Genomic DNA, 17,010 nt, shown 5'->3' with positions numbered 1-17,010 from the left:
GCTCAGGCGCCGCCCAGGATCTCCGCCAGGTCGTAGCGGACCGGCTCCTCCAGCTGCGCGTAGGTGCAGCTCTCGGGGGTCCGGTCCGGGCGCCAGCGGCGGAAGCGGGCCGTGTGCCGGAAGCGTGCCCCGTTCTCCATGTGGTCGTACGCCACCTCGACCACCCGCTCCGGACGCAGCGGCACCCAGGACAGGTCCTTCTTGCCCGACCAGCGACTCGGCGCGCCCGGCAGCCGTGCCGACTCGTGCGCGGCCTCCTCGGCCCACTTCGCCCACGGATGGCCGCCCACGCCGTCCATGCGCAGCGGCTCCAGCTCCTCCACCAGCTCGGCCCGGCGCTTCATGGTGAAGGCCGCGCACACCCCCACGTGCTGGAGGGTGCCCCGGTCGTCGTACAGGCCGAGCAGCAGCGAGCCGACCACGGGGCCGCTCTTGTGGAAGCGGTAACCGGCGACGACCACGTCCGCCGTGCGCTCGTGCTTGATCTTGAACATGGCCCGCTCGTCCTGCCGGTACCGCAGGTCGAGCGGTTTGGCGACGACCCCGTCGAGCCCCGCGCCCTCGTACTGCTCGAACCACTGCCGGGCCACCTCGATGTCGTCCGTCGCCGGTGCCACGTGCACCGGCGGCGTCACCCCGCCCAGCGCCCGCACCAGCAACGCCCGCCGGTCGGCCAGTCCCACGTCGAGCAGGGACTCGTCGTCCAGCGCAAGCAGGTCGAAGGCGACCAGCGAGGCCGGCGTGCGCTCCGCCAGGGTCCGCACCCGGGAGTCCGCCGGATGGATCCGCTCGGTCAGCGCGTCGAAGTCGAGATGCCCGTCCCGCGCGATCACGATCTCCCCGTCCACCACGCACCGCTCGGGCAACCGCTCCCGCACCGCCGCCACCAGCTCCGGGAAGTACCTGGTCAACGGCTTGCCCGTGCGACTCCCCAGCTCCACCTCGTCCCCGTCGCGAAACACGATCGCCCGAAATCCGTCCCACTTCGCCTCGTAGTGCATGCCCGGCGGGATCTTCGCCACGGACTTGGCGAGCATCGGCTTCACGGGCGGCATGACGGGGAGGTCCATGGTCCGATTCTGTACGCGCCCGCCCGCGCACGCCTGCTGTACGCCCCCGCCCGCGCACGCCTGATATGCGAAGCTCCCGTGCTGCGCCTACCGTGGCTCGCATGGCGGAAGCGGTGGAACTGGAGGCGGGCGGCCGGACCGTACGGCTGTCCAGCCCGGGGAAGGTGTTCTTCCCGGAGCACGGGTACACCAAGCTCGACGTGGCCCGGTACTACCAGGCCGTCGCCCCCGGCATCCTGCGCGCCCTGCGCGAGCGGCCCACCACCCTCCAGCGCTACCCCGACGGCATCACCGGCGAGTGGTTCTACCAGAAGCGCGCGCCCAAGGGCATGCCCGACTGGATCCCGACCGCGCACATCACCTTCCCCAGCGGGCGCAGCGCCGACGAGATGTGTCCGACCGAGGAGGCCGCCGTGCTGTGGGCCGCCCAGTACGGCACCCTCACCTTCCACCCCTGGCCGGTGCGCCGCGACGACGTCGACCACCCCGACGAACTGCGCATCGACCTCGACCCGCAGCCCGGCACCGACTACGACGACGCCGCCCGCGCCGCCCACGAACTGCGCGCGGTGCTGGAGGAGTTCGGCGGACTGCGCGGATGGCCCAAGACCTCCGGCGGGCGGGGCATCCACGTCTTCGTGCCGATCGAGCCGCGCTGGACCTTCACCCAGGTGAGGCGCGCCGCGATCGCCGTCGGCCGGGAGATGGAACGCCGGATGCCCGACCGGGTCACCATCAAGTGGTGGAAGGAGGAGCGCGGCGAGCGCATCTTCGTCGACTACAACCAGACCGCCCGCGACCGCACCATCGCCTCCGCCTACTCCGTGCGGCCCCGCCCGGGCGCGCCGGTCTCCGCGCCGCTGACCTGGGACGAGGTGGGCGTCGCCCACCCGCAGGACTTCGACATCACGACCATGCCCGCGCGCTTTGCCGAACTCGGCGACGTGCACGCGGGCATGGACGACACGAGGTACTCCCTCGACGCGCTGCTGGAACTGGCGACGAAGGACGAGCACGACCACGGGCTCGGCGATCTGCCGTACCCGCCCGAGTATCCGAAGATGCCGGGCGAGCCGAGCCGGGTCCAGCCCAGCCGGGCCAGGAAGAAGACTCCCGACCCGGACTGAGCCCCGACCACCGTGCTTCTACAGGTCCTTGATCCGGACGTCGCGGTACGAGACCACGTCCGACGTGCTGTGCACCTGCAGTCCGATGTAGCCGGCCGCGAACCGCCGCCCGTCCGTGCCCGGGTCGTCCGAGCGCTCGGGGTAGAAGGTCTGGCCGCCGAAATTGTCGAACTCGTTGATCAGCACGCCGTTGCGGTAGATCGAGAAGTGCTGGTCCACCACGCGGATCTCGTAGTCGTTCCAGGTCCCCTTCTCCGTCACGCCCGCGCCGGCCAGGCCGACCCGGTCGAAGCCGTAGACGGACCCGGACTTGTACATGTCGCCGGTCGGGCTGTCGAACACCTGGATCTCGTGCCCGTACTTGATGGCCACCCACTCCGGCCGCGGCTCCTCCGGGTGGTCGTGCACCTGCGGGAAGCGCACGAAGACGCCGCCGTTGGTGTTCGCCGTGCCCGCCGCGTCGTCACGCCACTGGAGCTTCAGCGAGAAGTCCCCGTACTTGCGCTCGGGGAACCACAGCATGCCCATGCCGGGCGTGCTGGTGCTGGACGTGATCGACCCGTCCGCGTTCAGCGCGAACGAACCCCCGCCCACCTGCTCCCACTTCGCGAAGGACTCCTGGCTGCCGTCGAGGATCGTGCGGTAGCCCTCGGTCTGGCCGGGCCTGCCGATCTTCGACTGGCGGGCGGCCTTGTTGATCGCCCGGTACTCCCGCTTGTCGACGACGCCCTCGTCCAGGAGCGCGTCCATGACCTCACGGACGTGCTTGAGGAAGAGCGCCTGGGACGTCCACTCCTTCTCGTCCTCGATCATCTCGCCGATCCGGCACCGGTTGTCGGTGACCCGGTTCGGCACCCCCGAGTCGACCGTGCCGACGATCACCGTGCGGCGCTCGTCGTACTCCGGGCAGGGCGGCGGCGGCACCTGGCCCGCCACCACCGTGAAGCTCACGGTCAGCGGCTCGGAGGTGTTGCCCGCCTTGTCGCTCGCCCGGTACGCCACGGTGTGCCGGCCCACCCGGTCCACGACCACCGGGTCGGTGTACGCCAGGTAGGGCCCGGCGTCCAGCGAGTACTCCACCGCGGCGACACCGGAACCGCCCTCGTCCGCGGCGCTCACGGTCACCTTCGCGCTGCCGACGTAGGCGCCGTCGGAGTCCTTGGTGCCGTCCACGGTCGCGCCGGTCACCGGCGGGGTGGTGTCCTGCGGGGGAGCGGCGGCCACGGTGAAGGCGACGCTCTTCTCCGCCGCGACGTTGCCCGCCTTGTCGGTGGCCCGGTAGCGCACGGTGTGCTCGCCGACCTCGTGCACCATGACCGGCGCCGTGTACGCCGTCCAGGCGCCGTCGCCGACCGCGTACTCGATGGTGTTGACGCCGGAACCGGTGTCGGAGGCGGTGACGGTCACCGTCGCCATGTCGATGTAGGCACCGTCCGCGTTCTTCTCACCGCTGACCGTCGCCGAGGTCTCCGGCGCGGTCGTGTCGTCGGTGTCCGGCGCGGCCACGGCGAACGTGACGCTCTTCTCCTCGGCGGCGTTGCCCGCCTTGTCGAACGCCCGGTAGCGCACCGTGTGTTCGCCCACCTGGTCGACGACGACCGGCGTGGTGTACGGCTGCCAGGCGCCGTCGGCACCGATCGCGTACTCGATCCGCTCGACGCCGGAGCCGCCCTCGTCGGTGGCGGCGAGCGTCACGGTCGCGGAGCCGACGTACGCGCCGTCGGCGTTCTGCGTGCCGCCCACCTCGGCCGAGGTCGCCGGCGCCGTGGTGTCCTCGCCACCGCCGCCCTCGGTCACCACGAGCACGCCCGTCATCTGGCCGTGGCCCGGGATCGTGCAGTGGTAGAGGTACTTGCCGGGGGTGAGGGTGACTTCGGCGGTGTGCTTGCCGCCCTGGTCGTCGAACGGGTTGGCCAGGATGTTCAGCTGCACGTCCTGGTTGTACTCGGGATCGCTGGTCACGAACGTCAGCGTGTGCGGCATGCCGGTGGTGTTGCCGGTGGCCTCACTGTTCTCGAAGACGATCGTGGCCGGACCGGCCACCGCCGTCTCGGGCGCCGACGTGTACTTGGTGATGTCGTCGCCGGCCGTCCAGGTGAGCACCTGGTCGGCGGCGGCCGCGGCGGGCGCCGCCGCGGGCTGTCCGGAGGCGGACGTCGCCTGCAGACCGAGCACCATCAGCAGGCCGGCCAACAGCGCGGCCCACATTCTTCGTTGGCGTATCACTCGGACCCCCTCGCCAGCTGGTTGGCGGCCGGGGTCGGCCCGCCGCCCTCGTAGGTGACCCTCCACAGCGCCGACTTGGAGTCCGAGGTGAAGAAGCCGCGGCCGTAGTCGAGGACGTACAGCGCGCCGTCCGGGCCGAACTTCCAGCCCATCAGGTTCTTGATGCCGTCGTTGCCGACCGGCACGATCTTCTTCAGGGACTCCGAGTGCACCGGCAGACCGCCGTCGCCCTGCGTCTTCGGGTCCATCAGCACCGCGTTGCGCGGCTGGTCGGCGTCGTAGAAGTCACCGACGAACCACTTGCCGTCCCAGTACGCGGGCCACTTGGTGTCACTGGTGCTGTCGGCGTCGTAGCGGTACACCGGCCCGTTCATCGCGGCCTGGCCACCACCCTTGAGCCAGGGCAGCCTGTACGTGGCCTCGTCCTCCTTGTACGACGGGACGCCGTTCTCGTCGCGCGGGTAGTCGGGGCCGCCGCCCTGCGGCGAGTACCAGATGTTGTTGCCGGTCACCGGCGGCAGGTTGACCAGGCCGTCGTTGTTCGGCGACTCGTTCTTCGGGTGGTCGCAGTCGTACCAGCCCAGCGGCTTCGACGGGTCCGGCAGGTTCCGGTCCCGGTACGGCTGCTTGTTGCCCATGCAGTACGGCCAGCCGCGGTTGCTCGCCTCGGTGATCGCGGCGAACGTGTCGTACTTGGCCGGACCCCACGTCGGCGACGGGGCGCCGGCGTCCGGGCCGACCCAGCCGGCGTACAGGGTGTCGGTCTTCTTGTCGACCGAGATGCGCGCCGGGTTGCGCACACCCATCACGTAGATCTCACCGCGCGTCTTGCCGCCGCCCTCGGCGGTCTCCTTCCCGGTGAAGAGGTTGCCCTCGGGGAGCGTGTACGTCCCGTCCGGCTCCGGGTGGATGCGCAGGATCTTGCCGTTGAGGTTGTTGGTGTTGCCGGCGGTGCGGCGCGCGTCGGCGAAGGAAACGCCCTTGAAGTTGGGCTCCGGGTTGTTGCCGGAATAACCGCCGCTGAAGCCGCTGGAGTTGTTGTCACCGGTGGCGATGTACAGGTTCCCCTTGGAGTCCCAGGCCATCCCGCCGCCCGCGTGGCAGCAGCTGTGGATCTGCACCGGCCACTTCAGCAGCACCTTCTCGCTGCCCAGGTCCAGCTTGTTGGTCGCGAGGTCCAGCGTGAAGCGGGAGACCCGGCGCTCGGCCATGTGCGTGTCCCGGTTGATCTCGGAGTGCGGGGTGTAGTGCAGGTACACCCACCCGTTCTCCTCGAACCCCGGGTCCAGCTCGATGCCGAGCAGGCCCTCCTCGACCTTGGTCAGCTCGTCGCCGCCGCCCTTGTTGCCGAAGACGGTCAGCGCGCCCGCGAGGGTGACCTTGTCGGTCTTCGGGTCCCAGACGTGGATCTCGCCCGTGCCCTTGCCGACGTTCGGGTCGTTCCAGTCGGTCACCACCGGCTGGGAGGAGTCCGCGCCGCCGCGCCCGATGTAGAACACGCGGCCGTCGGGGGCGGTGACCAGGCCGTGCGGTTCGCCGATCTGGTCGTTCTGGCCGGGCTGGTTGGGCTCGGTGAGCCGCTCGGCCTTGTAGTTGGCGTCGATGGTCGCCTTGCAGTCGGCCTGCGACAGCCGGGTCGTCCACATCAGGGCGCCGCGCAGATGGCTGCGGAAGTCGGTCTCGTCGTACGACGACACCGTGCCGCCCATGCCGGTGTAGAAGGACCGGCCGCCGTCGTAGTCCCGGCACCAACTGACCGGGTGGTCGGCCCCGTTGGCGCTCGCGCCGGGCGCGTACGTCGACTCGCGCACCCGGGCCACGGTGTGCACTTCGCCGGACGGGTTCTCCTTCCAGTTCAGCCACTGGTCGGGGCGCTTCCACTCCATCGGCAGGTCCTTGGTGGCCGGATGCCGCCGGTCACCGACCTCGACCGTGGCCCGCTGGACCTTCGCCGGACTGTCGGCGGCCGGACGCGCGCCGACCAGACCCGTGAACCAGTCCGAGTACGGCTCCGCACGGGCCGCGTCGTGGACGCCGAGGAAGCCGCCCCCGGCCTCCATGTAGGCCTCCAGGCCCACCTCCTGGGCGGGCGTCAGGACGTCGCCGCCGCCGGTCAGGAACACGACCGCGTTGAAGCGGCCGAGCTTCTTCCCGTTGGTGAAGACGTCGGCGTTGTCCGTGGCCTCGACCTTGAAGCGCTCCTTGGCCGGGCCGGAGAGCCCGATCCGCTCGATGGCCGCGATCCCGGCGTTCACGACCGGAGACTCGTCCCCGGCCGCGGCGGAACCGTAGAAGATCAGCACCCGTACGTTCGCGCCACCCGGAGGCGACTTGATCGACATCGTTGTCAGGGATGGGTCCGGCGCCGGACGTGCGCTGGCGGCAGGGCCGGCCAGCAGTCCCGCGGCGACGAAAGCGGCGGTGGCGCACGCCGCCCAGCCTCTTCTTCTCGCGCTCAACCCTCTTAAGGGCATGGGCACCTCCTCGGTCACGGCAGCAGCGCCAAGGAAGCTAGACCTCTTTGCGCGGTACGCCAATAGGTATGACCGGGATCGAACGAACTTTGTCCTGAGTGTGGATAAACACGACGGCAACCGGTACGGTCCCACAGGTTCGGCACAGCCAATCAGGTCCTGGGTGCGCGCACATTCCGTATCGGCGTGGGGAGTTGGGCATGGACAGGCGAGGCTTCAACCGACGGGTACTGCTGGGCGGCGCGGCCGCCGCGACATCGTTGTCCATCGCCCCGGAGGCCGTGGGCGCCCCGCCCTCGGCCAAGGGGATCACCGCGCCGACGGCGCCGGCCGGCGGCGAGGTGAGACACCTCAAGATGTACGCCGAGAAGCTGCCAGACGGGCAGATGGGCTACGGCTTCGAAAAGGGCAAGGCGTCCGTCCCCGGCCCGCTGATCGAGCTCAACGAGGGCGACACGCTGCACATCGAGTTCACGAACACCATGGACGTGCGGGCCAGTCTGCACGTCCACGGCCTGGACTACGAGATCTCCAGCGACGGCACCGCGATGAACAAGAGCGACGTCGAGCCCGGCGGCACCCGCACCTACACCTGGCGCACCCACAAGCCCGGACGCCGCAACGACGGCACCTACCGGCCGGGCAGCGCGGGCTACTGGCACTACCACGACCACGTGGTGGGCACCGAACACGGCACCGGCGGCATCCGCAAGGGCCTCTACGGCCCGGTGATCGTGCGCCGCAAGGGCGACGTGCTGCCGGACGCCACGCACACCATCGTCTTCAACGACATGACCATCAACAACCGCGCCCCGCACACCGGTCCCGACTTCGAGGCCACCGTGGGCGACCGCGTCGAGATCGTCATGATCACGCACGGCGAGTACTACCACACCTTCCACATGCACGGTCACCGCTGGGCGGACAACCGCACGGGCATCCTCACCGGGCCCGACGACCCGTCCCGCGTCATCGACAACAAGATCACCGGCCCGGCGGACTCCTTCGGCTTCCAGATCATCGCGGGGGAGGGGGTGGGCGCCGGGGCGTGGATGTACCACTGCCACGTGCAGAGCCACTCCGACATGGGGATGGTGGGCCTCTTCCTCGTGAAGAAGCCGGACGGCACGATCCCCGGGTACGAGCCGCACGACCACGGCGGAACGGCCGCGAAGAGCGCAGTGCCGGACGCCGAGGCACCGGCGCCGGAACACCAGCACGAGCACTGAGCCGGCGCCGGCCGGGCGGCCCAGCCCGGCCACGCACCAGCACGTTCCCCACCCCGAGCACGCGTCCTCCCGCCCGGTGGCTGCCGCTATCCTGAGCCGCAGCCGCCGAGGAGGAGCCGCCCGTGACCGAGACCGCGCCGCGCCCCACGCTCGAGGCCGTGGCCGAGCGCGCCGGGGTCTCGCGGGCCACCGTGTCCCGCGTGGTCAACGGCGCCCACGGGGTGCGGGAAGCACTGGCCGAGCGGGTCCGGCGCGCCGTGGAGGAGCTGGGATACGTGCCCAACCAGGCCGCCCGCTCCCTGGTGACCCGGCGGCACCAGGCCGTCGCCGTCGTCGCCGCCGAACCGGAGACCCGGGTCTTCGCCGACCCCTACTTCGCCCAGCAACTGCGCGGCATCAGCAAGGAACTGACGGCCCACGACAACCAGCTCGTGCTGCTGCTCACCGAGGGCCGCGAGGACCACGCCCGCGTCGGCCGCTACCTGGCCGGCGGGCACGTCGACGGCGCGCTCGTCTTCTCCCTGCACCTCAACGACCCGCTGCCCGGCCTGGTCCGCGGCGCCGGCCTGCCGACCGTCTTCGGGGGGCGCCCCGACTGGGACGACGGGCGGGACGACGTGGTCTACGTGGACAGCGACAACCGGGGCGGTGCCCGCTCGGCCGTCCAGTACCTGGCCGGGCTCGGCCGCACCCGCATCGCCCACATCACCGGACCGCTCGACCAGACCTCCGCGGCCGACCGGCTGGCGGGCTTCCGCGACGTCCGGGCCGGCACCGGCCCGGAGCTGATCGCCCGGGGCGACTTCACCTCGGGCGGCGGGGAACGGGCGATGCGCGAACTGCTCGACCGGTGCCCCGGCCTGGACGCCGTGTTCGCGGCCAACGACCTCACCGCGGCGGGCGCCCTGCGGGTACTGCGCGAACGCGGGCGGCGGGTGCCGGACGACGTGGCCGTCGTCGGCTTCGACGACATGCTGCCCGTCGCCGAGGAGACCGACCCGCCGCTGACCACCGTCCGCCAGGACATCGAGGGCATGGGCCGGCTGATGGCCCGCCTGCTGCTGCGCGGCCTGGACGGCGGGCCGGCCGACGACGCCGACGCCCCCCGGGCCCCGGCCGCCACCGCGCCCGGCGTGGTCCTGCCGACCACCCTCGTGCGCCGCGCCACGGCCTGAGCCGGACACGCCACCCGGCCCGCCCTCGGCTTGCTCGCGCGGGGCACGCCCGCGTGTGAGCCGGGCGCCGGGGGCGTCGCGCGGTGTGCGGGTGCTGGACCGGGCGCGGGGGCGGGGCGTGCGGGGTGGCGCTTTTGGTTTGGTCGCGGGGCACGCTCGCGTGCGTGCCGGGGGCCGGGCACCGTCTAGCGAGTGCGGGCACCGAACCGGGCGCGAGTGCGGGCACCGGACCGGGCGCGAGTGCAGGCACCGGATCGGGCGCGAGGGCGGGACGCGCCGGTACGCGCACCCTGGTGTCGGGCCGTGACGTATGTGTGTGCGGGCGCCGGACGCGCCCCGCCCGCTACCCCTGGCGCGGGGCCGGCCTGAGGATCGCGAAGCGGGCGCCGTAGGGGTCGGCGAGCCGTGCCACGCGGCCGACGCCCTCGATGTCCGTCGCGGGCATACCGACCGAGCCGCCCAGCTCCGACGTCCGGGCGACCGTGGCGTCGGCGTCGTCGACCGCGATGTAGGGCAGCCATCCGGCACCGGTGTCCGCAGGGTCCTCGGCGAGCGGGACGATGCCGCCGAACATGGCCTCCTCGCCCTCCCCGGCCGGATTGACGCACGTGTAGGAGCCGCCGGGGAAGGAGACGGCGGAGGTCTCCAGGCCGAGCACCGCACGGTAGTACGCGGCGGCGGCCGCGACGTCCGCCGTGTGCAGCTCGACCCAGCACAGCGCGCCGGTCTCGCCGGCCACGTCCAGACCCGCGCGCTGCGCGGGCTGCCAGATGCCGAACGGCACCCCGGCCCGGTCGGCGAGGATCGCCATGGTGCCCTGATCCATGACGTCCATCGGCTGCACGAGGACTCCGCCGCGGGCCTCCTCGGAGGCCTTCGCGGCGGCCCGGGCGTCCGGCGCCTGGAAGTACACGGTCCACGACGGCGGGCCCTGCTCCTCGGTCGTACGCATGCCGCCGGCCACGATCCGGCCGTCCAGCTCGAAGAAGCCGTAACCGCCGGCCTCCGGTCCCGCCGACCGGAACCGCCAGCCGAAGAGGCCGCCGTAGAAGGACGTGGCGCCGTCGAGGTCGGGGGTGCCGACGTCGAGCCAGTTCGGAGCGCCGGTGACGTAACGGGTGGTGAGCATGATCGCCCTCCTCGGAAGGGTCCCGTTGCCTGCACTGACGAGTCTTCCACCGACCACTGACAACCGCTTCCGCGCGCCGCCGTGCGCCGCCGTGCGCGGCAATGGACGATCTGATCGGCTGCGGGTGCCGGACGCGCGGCGTTGATGCCGCGTTGATCGAACGTTTTTCGCCGCCCGGCACGCTGCTGCCCATGCACATCGAGACGACCGCGACGCCCGACCTCAGCTGGCAGGAGCAGGCGTTGTGCGCGCAGACCGGGGGAGACTTCTTCTTCCCCGAGCCCGGCAGCTCGGTACGGGACGCGAAGCGGATCTGCGCCCTGTGCCCGATTCGCTCGACCTGCCTGGAATTCGCCATGAGCAACGACGAGCGCTTCGGCGTCTGGGGCGGCCTGTCGGAGAAGGAACGGCTGGCCCTGCGGCGCACCACCCCCTGAGCGCGGTCCGCACGGGCGAGGGGAGCCCGCGCGGACCGGGACCGGAGCGGTCAGCCCGCCGCGCGGGCCGCCATCCGGGCCTTGCGCGCCGCCAGCTTCTCGTCGAACTTGGCGGCCTCGGCGTCCAGACCGCCCATGTACAGCCCCAGTTCCTCCTGGGCCGCCTGCCCGTCGGGACCGAGGCCGTCGATCTCCATGACCTTCAGGAAGCGCAGCACGGGCTGGATCACGTCGTCGTGGTGGATGCGCAGGTTGTAGACCTCGCCGATCGCCATCTGCGCGGCGGCCCGCTCGAAGCCGGGCATGCCGTGACCGGGCATCCGGAAGTTGACGACCACGTCCCGGACCGCCTGCATCGTCAGGTCGGGCGCCAGCTCGAAGGCCGCCTTGAGCAGGTTCCGGTAGAAGACCATGTGCAGGTTCTCGTCGGTCGCGATGCGGGCCAGCATGCGGTCGCAGACCGGGTCGCCGGACTGGTGGCCCGTGTTGCGGTGCGAGATGCGGGTGGCCAGTTCCTGGAAGGCCACGTACGCGACCGAGTGCAGCATCGAGTGCCGGTTGTCCGACTCGAAGCCCTCGCTCATGTGGGCCATGCGGAACTGCTCCAGCTTGTCCGGGTCCACCGCGCGCGAGGCGAGCAGGTAGTCGCGCATCACGATGCCGTGCCGGCCCTCCTCCGCGGTCCAGCGGTGCACCCAGGTGCCCCAGGCGCCGTCACGGCCGAAGAGGCTGGCGATCTCGTGGTGGTAGCTGGGGAGGTTGTCCTCCGTCAGGAGGTTCACCACGAGGGCGATCCGGCCGATCTCGGTGACCTTGGACTGCTCCTTCTCCCAGGCCTCGCCGTCCTCGAAGATCCCCGGGAAGTTCCGGCCGTCGCTCCACGGCACGTACTCGTGCGGCATCCAGTCCTTGGCGACCTTCAGATGCCGGTTGAGTTCCTGCTCGACCACTTCCTCCAGCGCGTACAGCAGCCGGGCGTCGGTCCATTCTGCGGAAGTGCCGAGGTGCGGGGAGACGATCGTCACGAATAACTCCAGGGGGACGTACGACAGTGCGGTGCGGCCGGCGAGCGGTGCCGGGAACCTACGGGATCGTAGGCTACGAAACCGTAGGTTACGAGACCGTAGGTTAAACGCACTGTAAAGGCCGCTGATCAGTCACCGTCCGGCGGAGTACGGCAAGGCCCCGAGACCCGCAGGCCCGGGGCCGGTCGGTCGTTCCTGGCGGCGTGCTCAGGCGTACAGCTCCCGCAGCCGGACCGAGAGGCAGGTCACACAGCCCTCCAGCTTCTCGAACTCCCCGATGTCGACGAGGACCGGTTCGTGACCGAGGTCGGCGAGCATGTCCGCCGTCTTCGGCGCGCTCGCCGCCATCAGCAGCTTGGCGCCGCCGAGCAGTACCACGTGGGCGCCCGACTCCTCCGGCACCGGCAGGAAACGCGGGAACAGCGAGGGCACGTCCGTCATCGGGATGTGCCCGATCACCGTCCCGTCCGGCAGCGCGGTGACCGCCGACTTCAGGTGCAGCACCTTGCTCACCGGCACGGCGACGACCCGGGCGCCCAGCGGTTCGAACGCCGCCCGCACCTGCTGGACCCCGGCCGCGTTGGTGCGCCCGCCGCGGCCCACGTAGATCGTGTCGCCGATCTTCAGCACGTCGCCGCCGTCCAGGGTGCCCGGCTCCCAGACCCAGTTGACCGAGCAGCCGAGCCGGGCCACGGCCTCCTCGACGCCGGCCGTCTCCGCGCGCCGCGACTCGGCGCCGGGCCGCGTGAGCAGCGCGACGTTGCGGTACATGACGACGATGTCCTCGACGAAGACCGAGTCCGGGCAGTCGTCGGCCGGGTCCACCTCCAGCGTCTCCCAGCCGTGCGCACCGAGGGCCTCGACATAGGCGTCCCACTGCTCGACGGCACGGCCGTGGTCGACCTTCTCCCGCTCGATGTGCGTGACCAGCCCTTCGGCGAGCTTCGGGCTGGGACGGCGGACGAGGGCCTTCTTGCTGGGCACGAGGGGTCTCCGGGGTCTCCGATTCGGGGCTGGCTGCTCCGGCGTCACGTATCGGCGCCGGTTCGCCATCATGCAGCGGGGACCTGGGCGGACGGAACCCCCGTCAGCCCCTCGTAGCCCTCCTGAGATGCTCCGCGGTGCTGGAGCCGCGGGCCGCGAGCAGCTCGCGCGGGGTGCCCTCGAAGATCACCCGGCCGCCGTCCCGTCCGCCGTCCGGACCGAGGTCGATCACCCGGTCGGCGTGCGCCACCACGTCCAGGTTGTGCTCGACGACCACGACCGTGTTGCCGGTGTCCACCAGCCGGTCCAGCAGAGCGAGCAGGCCCTGGACGTCCGACATGTGGAGTCCGGTGGTCGGCTCGTCCAGGACGTACACCGCGCCGGTGCGGTGCAGCCGGGTGGCCAGTTTGATGCGCTGCCGCTCGCCGCCGGAGAGCGTGGACAGCGGCTGACCGAGGGTGAGGTAGGTGAGGCCGACGTCGCGCAGGGCGTGCAGCCTGCGGCGTACGCCGGTGTCGGCGAAGAAGCCGAGGGCCTGGTCGGCGGTCATCGCGAGCACGTCGGCGACGGACCGGCCGTCGACCGTCAGACGCAACACCTCCTCCCGGAAGCGGCGCCCCTCGCAGTCGTGGCAGATGGTCGTCACCGGGTCCATGAAGGCGAGGTCGGTGTAAATGATCCCGCGTCCCTCACAGGTGCCGCACGCCCCCGCCGAGTTGAAGCTGAAGAACCCCGGCTCGGCACCGGTCTCCCGGGCGAAGAGCTTCCGCACCGTGTCCATGATCCCGAGGTACGTCGCCGGGGTGGAGCGGGCCGAGATGCCGATGGCCGACTGGTCGACGACCACGGCGTCCGGGTGGGCGGCGGTCAGCTCCGCGACCAGCGTGCTCTTGCCCGACCCGGCGACCCCGGTGACCGCGGTGAGCACCCCGGTCGCGAACGCCACCGTCACCTCCCGCAGGTTGTGCCGGTCGGCGCCCTTGACCCACAGCTCGCCGGTGGGTGTGCGCACGGTCTCCTTCACCGCCGTACGCCGTCCCAGGCACCGCCCGGTGAGCGTGTCCGAGGCGGCCAGCCGGTCCGGCGTCCCCTCGAACACCACCCGGCCGCCGTCCGCGCCGGCCCGCGGCCCCATGTCGACGACGTGGTCCGCCAGCGCGATGACGTCCGGGTCGTGCTCGACCACCAGCACGGTGTTGCCCTTGTCGCGCAGCCGCAGCAGCAGGTCGCCGAGACGCCCCACGTCACGCGGGTGCAGCCCGACGCTGGGCTCGTCGAAGATGTACGTCATCCCGGTGAGACTGGACCCGAGGTGCCGCACGGTCTTCAGCCGCTGCCCCTCGCCGCCGGAGAGGGTGGCGGTCTCCCGGTCCAGGCTGAGATAGCCGAGGCCGATGGCCTCCACCCGTTCCAGCGCGGCCACCGCGGCGGCCGCCACCGGCAGGGCCACCGGGTCGTCGATCTCCCGCAGTACGGCGATCAGGTCGGTGATCTGCATCCGCGAGCAGTCGGCGATGGAACGCCCGCCGATCCGGGACGCGAGCGCGGCCGCGTTCAGCCGGGCGCCGCCGCAGTCGGGGCAGCGGGCCTCGACCAGGAAGCCGCGCACCAGGTTCCGGGTCTTCTCGCTCATGCCGGACAGGTCCCGCTTGAGGTACAGCCGTTCGAACCGGTCGGCGAGGCCCTCGTAGTCGGTGCTCCACGTCCCGCCCGAGCCGCTGACGGTGACCTTGCTGCCGGGCCGCCCGCGCATCAGGAAGGCGCGCTCGGCGTCCGTGAAGTCGCCGACCGGCTTGCCGGTGTCCAGCTCCGGCGTGTTGGTGTACGCCTGCCCCTGCCAGGTCCCGGCCGCGAACGGCGGGAAGCGGACCGCCCCGCCCGCCAGCGACCTCGCCGGGTCGAGGATCCGGTCCCAGTCGGGCTGCACCCTGCGGCCCAGGCCGTCGCAGCCGGGGCACATGCCCGACGGGTCGTTGAAGGAGTACGCCGTCGCCCCTCCCGCACCGGGGGTGCCGTGCCGGGAGAACAGCACCCGCAGCACGGAGTGGATGTCGGTCATCGTGCCGACCGTGGAGCGGGAGTGGCCGCCGACCGGCCGCTGGTCGACGACGATGGCGGGGGTCAGATCCTCCAGGGCGTCCGCGTGCGGCCGCTCGTACTTGGGCAGCCGGTTGCGCACGAACCAGGTGAACGTCTCGTTCAGCTGGCGCCGCGACTCCACCGCGATCGTGTCGAACACGACCGACGACTTCCCCGACCCCGAAACGCCGGTGAACACGGTCAGCCGGCCCTTCGGGATGCGGAGCGTGACGTCCTGGAGGTTGTTCTCCCTGGCACCGGTGATGCTGATGAATTCGCTCATCCAGCGGACGCTAGGCGCAATACCCGACAGCTTCCGGCGTGATTTCCCTCAGTTCTCCCTCCTCCAGCAGCAGCCAGCGCGTGATGCCGAGCGACTTCAGGAACGGCAGGTCGTGGCTCGCCACGATCAGCGCCCCCTCGTAGGCCTCCAGCGCGGTGGTGAGCTGCCGGACGCTCGCCATGTCCAGGTTGTTGGTCGGCTCGTCCAGCATCAGCAGCTGCGGCGCGGGCTCGGCCAGCATCAGCGCCGCCAGCGCCGCCCGGAAGCGTTCGCCGCCGGACAGTGTCGCCGCCTGCTGGTCGGCGCGGGCGCCCCGGAACAGGAAGCGTGCCAGCCGCGCCCGGATCCGGTTGTTGGTGGCGCCCGGCGCGTACCGGGCCACGTTCTCGGCGACGCTCAGCTCGTCGTCGAGGACGTCGAGCCGCTGCGGCAGGAACCGGAGCGGCACGTGTGCCGTCGCCTCGCCGGCCACCGGCGCCAGCTCCCCCGCGACGGTGCGCAGCAGCGTGGTCTTGCCCGCGCCGTTGCGGCCGATCAGCGCGATCCGCTCGGGGCCGTGCAGATCGAGACCGCCCGTCACCCGGGCACCGTGGGCCAACTCCAGGTCGCGCAGGGTGAGCACGGTCCGGCCCGGCGGCACGGCCGTGTACGGCAGGTCGACGCGGATCTCGTCGTCGTCCCGCACGGCCTCCACCGCGTCGTCGAGTCGCTCCTTGGCCTCGGCGAGCTTCTCCTCGTGCATGATGCGGTACTTGCCGGCCGACTGCTGGGCCGTACGGGCGCGCAGCTTCATCACCGCCCGCGGCTCGCGCTTGGTGTCGTACATCTTCTGCCCGTACCGCTTGCGCCGGGCCAGGACGACCTGGGCGTCGGCCAGCTCGCGCTTCTGCCTGCGCAGGTCCGACTCGGCGACCCGGACCATCCGCTCGGCCGCCTCCTGCTCCACGGCCAGGGCCTCCTCGTAGGCCGTGAGGTTGCCGCCGTACCAGGTGACCGTGCCGGAGCGCAGGTCGGCGATCTGGTCGACCAGCTCCAGCAGCTCGCGGTCGTGGCTGACCACGACCAGGACGCCCGGCCAGGACCGGACGGCCGCGTACAGCCGCCTGCGCGCGTACACGTCGAGGTTGTTGGTGGGCTCGTCCAGGAGCAGGACGTCGGGCCGGCGCAGCAGCAGCGCGGCCAGCCGCAGCAGCACCGACTCGCCGCCCGAGACCTCGCCGACGGTGCGGTCGAGCCCGAGGTGGCCCAGCCCCAGCTCGCCGAGGGTGGCCAGCGCGCGTTCCTCGACGTCCCAGTCGTCGCCGACGGTCTCGAAGTGCTCCACGCTCGCGTCACCCGCCTCGATGGCGTGCAGCGCGGCCCGCCGCCCGGCGATGCCGAGCGCTTCGTCGACGCGCAGCGCGGTGTCGAGGGTGACGTTCTGCGGCAGGTGGCCCACCTCGCCGGCCACCCGGACGGTGCCGTCGGTGGGGGTGAGCTGCCCGGCGATCAGCTTCAACAGGGTGGACTTCCCGGCGCCGTTGACGCCGACCAGCCCGGTTCTGCCGGGGCCGAAGGCAACGTCGAGTCCGTCGAAGACGGCGGTGCCGTCGGGCCAGGCGAAGGACAGGGACGTACAGGTGAGGGAAGTGGGGGAAGTAGACATACGGGGTCTCCGCGGTTGCTCGAAGCGGTCAGGGGCAAACGCGTATCGAGACACCGGAAGCGGGCGGCCACCGTCGGACGAGGGAGGGCACGAAGGAAGCCCTGCTCCGCTAAGGAGGCACGGACGG

At 71.6% G+C, this 17,010-nt stretch carries 12 protein-coding genes; 4 read left to right on the top strand and 8 right to left on the bottom strand.

Annotated elements, in window-relative coordinates; genetic code table 11:
* Positions 1-2: 2 nt before the first annotated feature.
* A complete protein-coding gene (locus tag D1J63_RS04785) occupies positions 3-1,070 on the bottom strand; it encodes an ATP-dependent DNA ligase (protein ID WP_125627865.1) in 1,068 nt (355 codons plus the stop codon).
* Between the two features lie 101 nt (positions 1,071-1,171).
* Here D1J63_RS04785 and ligD point away from each other — a divergent pair, with 101 nt between their 5' ends.
* On the top strand, positions 1,172-2,197 hold the full coding sequence (gene ligD / locus D1J63_RS04780; protein ID WP_125627864.1) for a non-homologous end-joining DNA ligase: 1,026 nt from the start codon (positions 1,172-1,174) through the stop codon (positions 2,195-2,197).
* An 18-nt stretch (positions 2,198-2,215) separates the two neighbouring features.
* Here ligD and D1J63_RS04775 read toward each other — a convergent pair whose 3' ends face one another.
* Positions 2,216-4,405: a family 16 glycoside hydrolase gene (locus D1J63_RS04775; protein ID WP_125627863.1), complete on the bottom strand. Its 2,190-nt coding sequence runs from the start codon at positions 4,403-4,405 to the stop codon at positions 2,216-2,218.
* 14 nt (positions 4,406-4,419) lie between these two features.
* On the bottom strand, positions 4,420-6,765 hold the full coding sequence (locus D1J63_RS04770; RefSeq protein ID WP_125627862.1) for a ThuA domain-containing protein: 2,346 nt from the start codon (positions 6,763-6,765) through the stop codon (positions 4,420-4,422).
* Positions 6,766-7,097: 332 nt separating this feature from the next.
* Here D1J63_RS04770 and D1J63_RS04765 point away from each other — a divergent pair, with 332 nt between their 5' ends.
* Both D1J63_RS04765 and D1J63_RS04760 read left to right on the top strand, forming a co-directional pair.
* The gene (locus D1J63_RS04765) at positions 7,098-8,126 is read left to right on the top strand and encodes a multicopper oxidase domain-containing protein (protein ID WP_125627861.1); all 1,029 of its coding nucleotides are present in this window, start codon (positions 7,098-7,100) and stop codon (positions 8,124-8,126) included.
* Between the two features lie 122 nt (positions 8,127-8,248).
* Complete coding sequence (locus tag D1J63_RS04760) at positions 8,249-9,301, top strand: LacI family DNA-binding transcriptional regulator (RefSeq protein ID WP_125627860.1); 1,053 nt, start codon at positions 8,249-8,251, stop codon at positions 9,299-9,301.
* Positions 9,302-9,644: 343 nt separating this feature from the next.
* Here the strand turns inward: D1J63_RS04760 and D1J63_RS04755 are convergent, their stop codons facing one another.
* Positions 9,645-10,430 (bottom strand): VOC family protein, encoded by a 786-nt coding sequence (locus tag D1J63_RS04755; protein WP_125627859.1) that lies wholly within the window; start codon positions 10,428-10,430, stop codon positions 9,645-9,647.
* Positions 10,431-10,621: 191 nt separating this feature from the next.
* Between D1J63_RS04755 and D1J63_RS04750 the strand changes: the two genes are divergently transcribed.
* Positions 10,622-10,867 carry a WhiB family transcriptional regulator gene (locus tag D1J63_RS04750; protein WP_125635199.1) on the top strand — a complete coding sequence of 82 codons (246 nt, stop codon included), beginning with the start codon at positions 10,622-10,624 and terminating at the stop codon, positions 10,865-10,867.
* A gap of 50 nt (positions 10,868-10,917) precedes the next feature.
* Here the strand turns inward: D1J63_RS04750 and D1J63_RS04745 are convergent, their stop codons facing one another.
* From D1J63_RS04745 to D1J63_RS04730, 4 genes are all read right to left on the bottom strand, one after another.
* A complete protein-coding gene (locus tag D1J63_RS04745) occupies positions 10,918-11,892 on the bottom strand; it encodes an acyl-ACP desaturase (RefSeq protein WP_102930662.1) in 975 nt (324 codons plus the stop codon).
* 207 nt (positions 11,893-12,099) lie between these two features.
* Positions 12,100-12,876 (bottom strand): dimethylargininase, encoded by a 777-nt coding sequence (gene ddaH / locus D1J63_RS04740; protein WP_125627858.1) that lies wholly within the window; start codon positions 12,874-12,876, stop codon positions 12,100-12,102.
* A 103-nt stretch (positions 12,877-12,979) separates the two neighbouring features.
* Positions 12,980-15,238, bottom strand: coding sequence for an excinuclease ABC subunit UvrA (locus D1J63_RS04735; RefSeq protein ID WP_125627857.1), 2,259 nt, complete (start codon positions 15,236-15,238; stop codon positions 12,980-12,982).
* 10 nt (positions 15,239-15,248) lie between these two features.
* Positions 15,249-16,883, bottom strand: coding sequence for an ATP-binding cassette domain-containing protein (locus D1J63_RS04730; protein ID WP_125627856.1), 1,635 nt, complete (start codon positions 16,881-16,883; stop codon positions 15,249-15,251).
* Between the last annotated feature and the right edge of the window lie 127 nt (positions 16,884-17,010).

This window comes from Streptomyces sp. KPB2, from assembly GCF_003950055.1.
In the GTDB taxonomy this organism is placed as follows: domain Bacteria; phylum Actinomycetota; class Actinomycetes; order Streptomycetales; family Streptomycetaceae; genus Streptomyces; species Streptomyces salinarius.
This window is presented reverse-complemented; position numbering and strand designations above follow the sequence as displayed.

Bases quoted from the DNA above. Each gene is read 5' to 3' on its own strand.
- D1J63_RS04785 (WP_125627865.1), bottom strand. From the start codon at position 1,070: ATGGACCTCCCCGTCATGCCGCCCGTGAAGCCGATGCTCGCCAAGTCC.
- ligD (WP_125627864.1), top strand. From the start codon at position 1,172: ATGGCGGAAGCGGTGGAACTGGAGGCGGGCGGCCGGACCGTACGGCTG.
- D1J63_RS04775 (WP_125627863.1), bottom strand. From the start codon at position 4,405: ATGTGGGCCGCGCTGTTGGCCGGCCTGCTGATGGTGCTCGGTCTGCAG.
- D1J63_RS04770 (WP_125627862.1), bottom strand. From the start codon at position 6,765: ATGTCGATCAAGTCGCCTCCGGGTGGCGCGAACGTACGGGTGCTGATC.
- D1J63_RS04765 (WP_125627861.1), top strand. From the start codon at position 7,098: ATGGACAGGCGAGGCTTCAACCGACGGGTACTGCTGGGCGGCGCGGCC.
- D1J63_RS04755 (WP_125627859.1), bottom strand. From the start codon at position 10,430: ATGCTCACCACCCGTTACGTCACCGGCGCTCCGAACTGGCTCGACGTC.
- D1J63_RS04750 (WP_125635199.1), top strand. From the start codon at position 10,622: ATGCACATCGAGACGACCGCGACGCCCGACCTCAGCTGGCAGGAGCAG.
- D1J63_RS04735 (WP_125627857.1), bottom strand. From the start codon at position 15,238: ATGAGCGAATTCATCAGCATCACCGGTGCCAGGGAGAACAACCTCCAG.
- D1J63_RS04730 (WP_125627856.1), bottom strand. From the start codon at position 16,883: ATGTCTACTTCCCCCACTTCCCTCACCTGTACGTCCCTGTCCTTCGCC.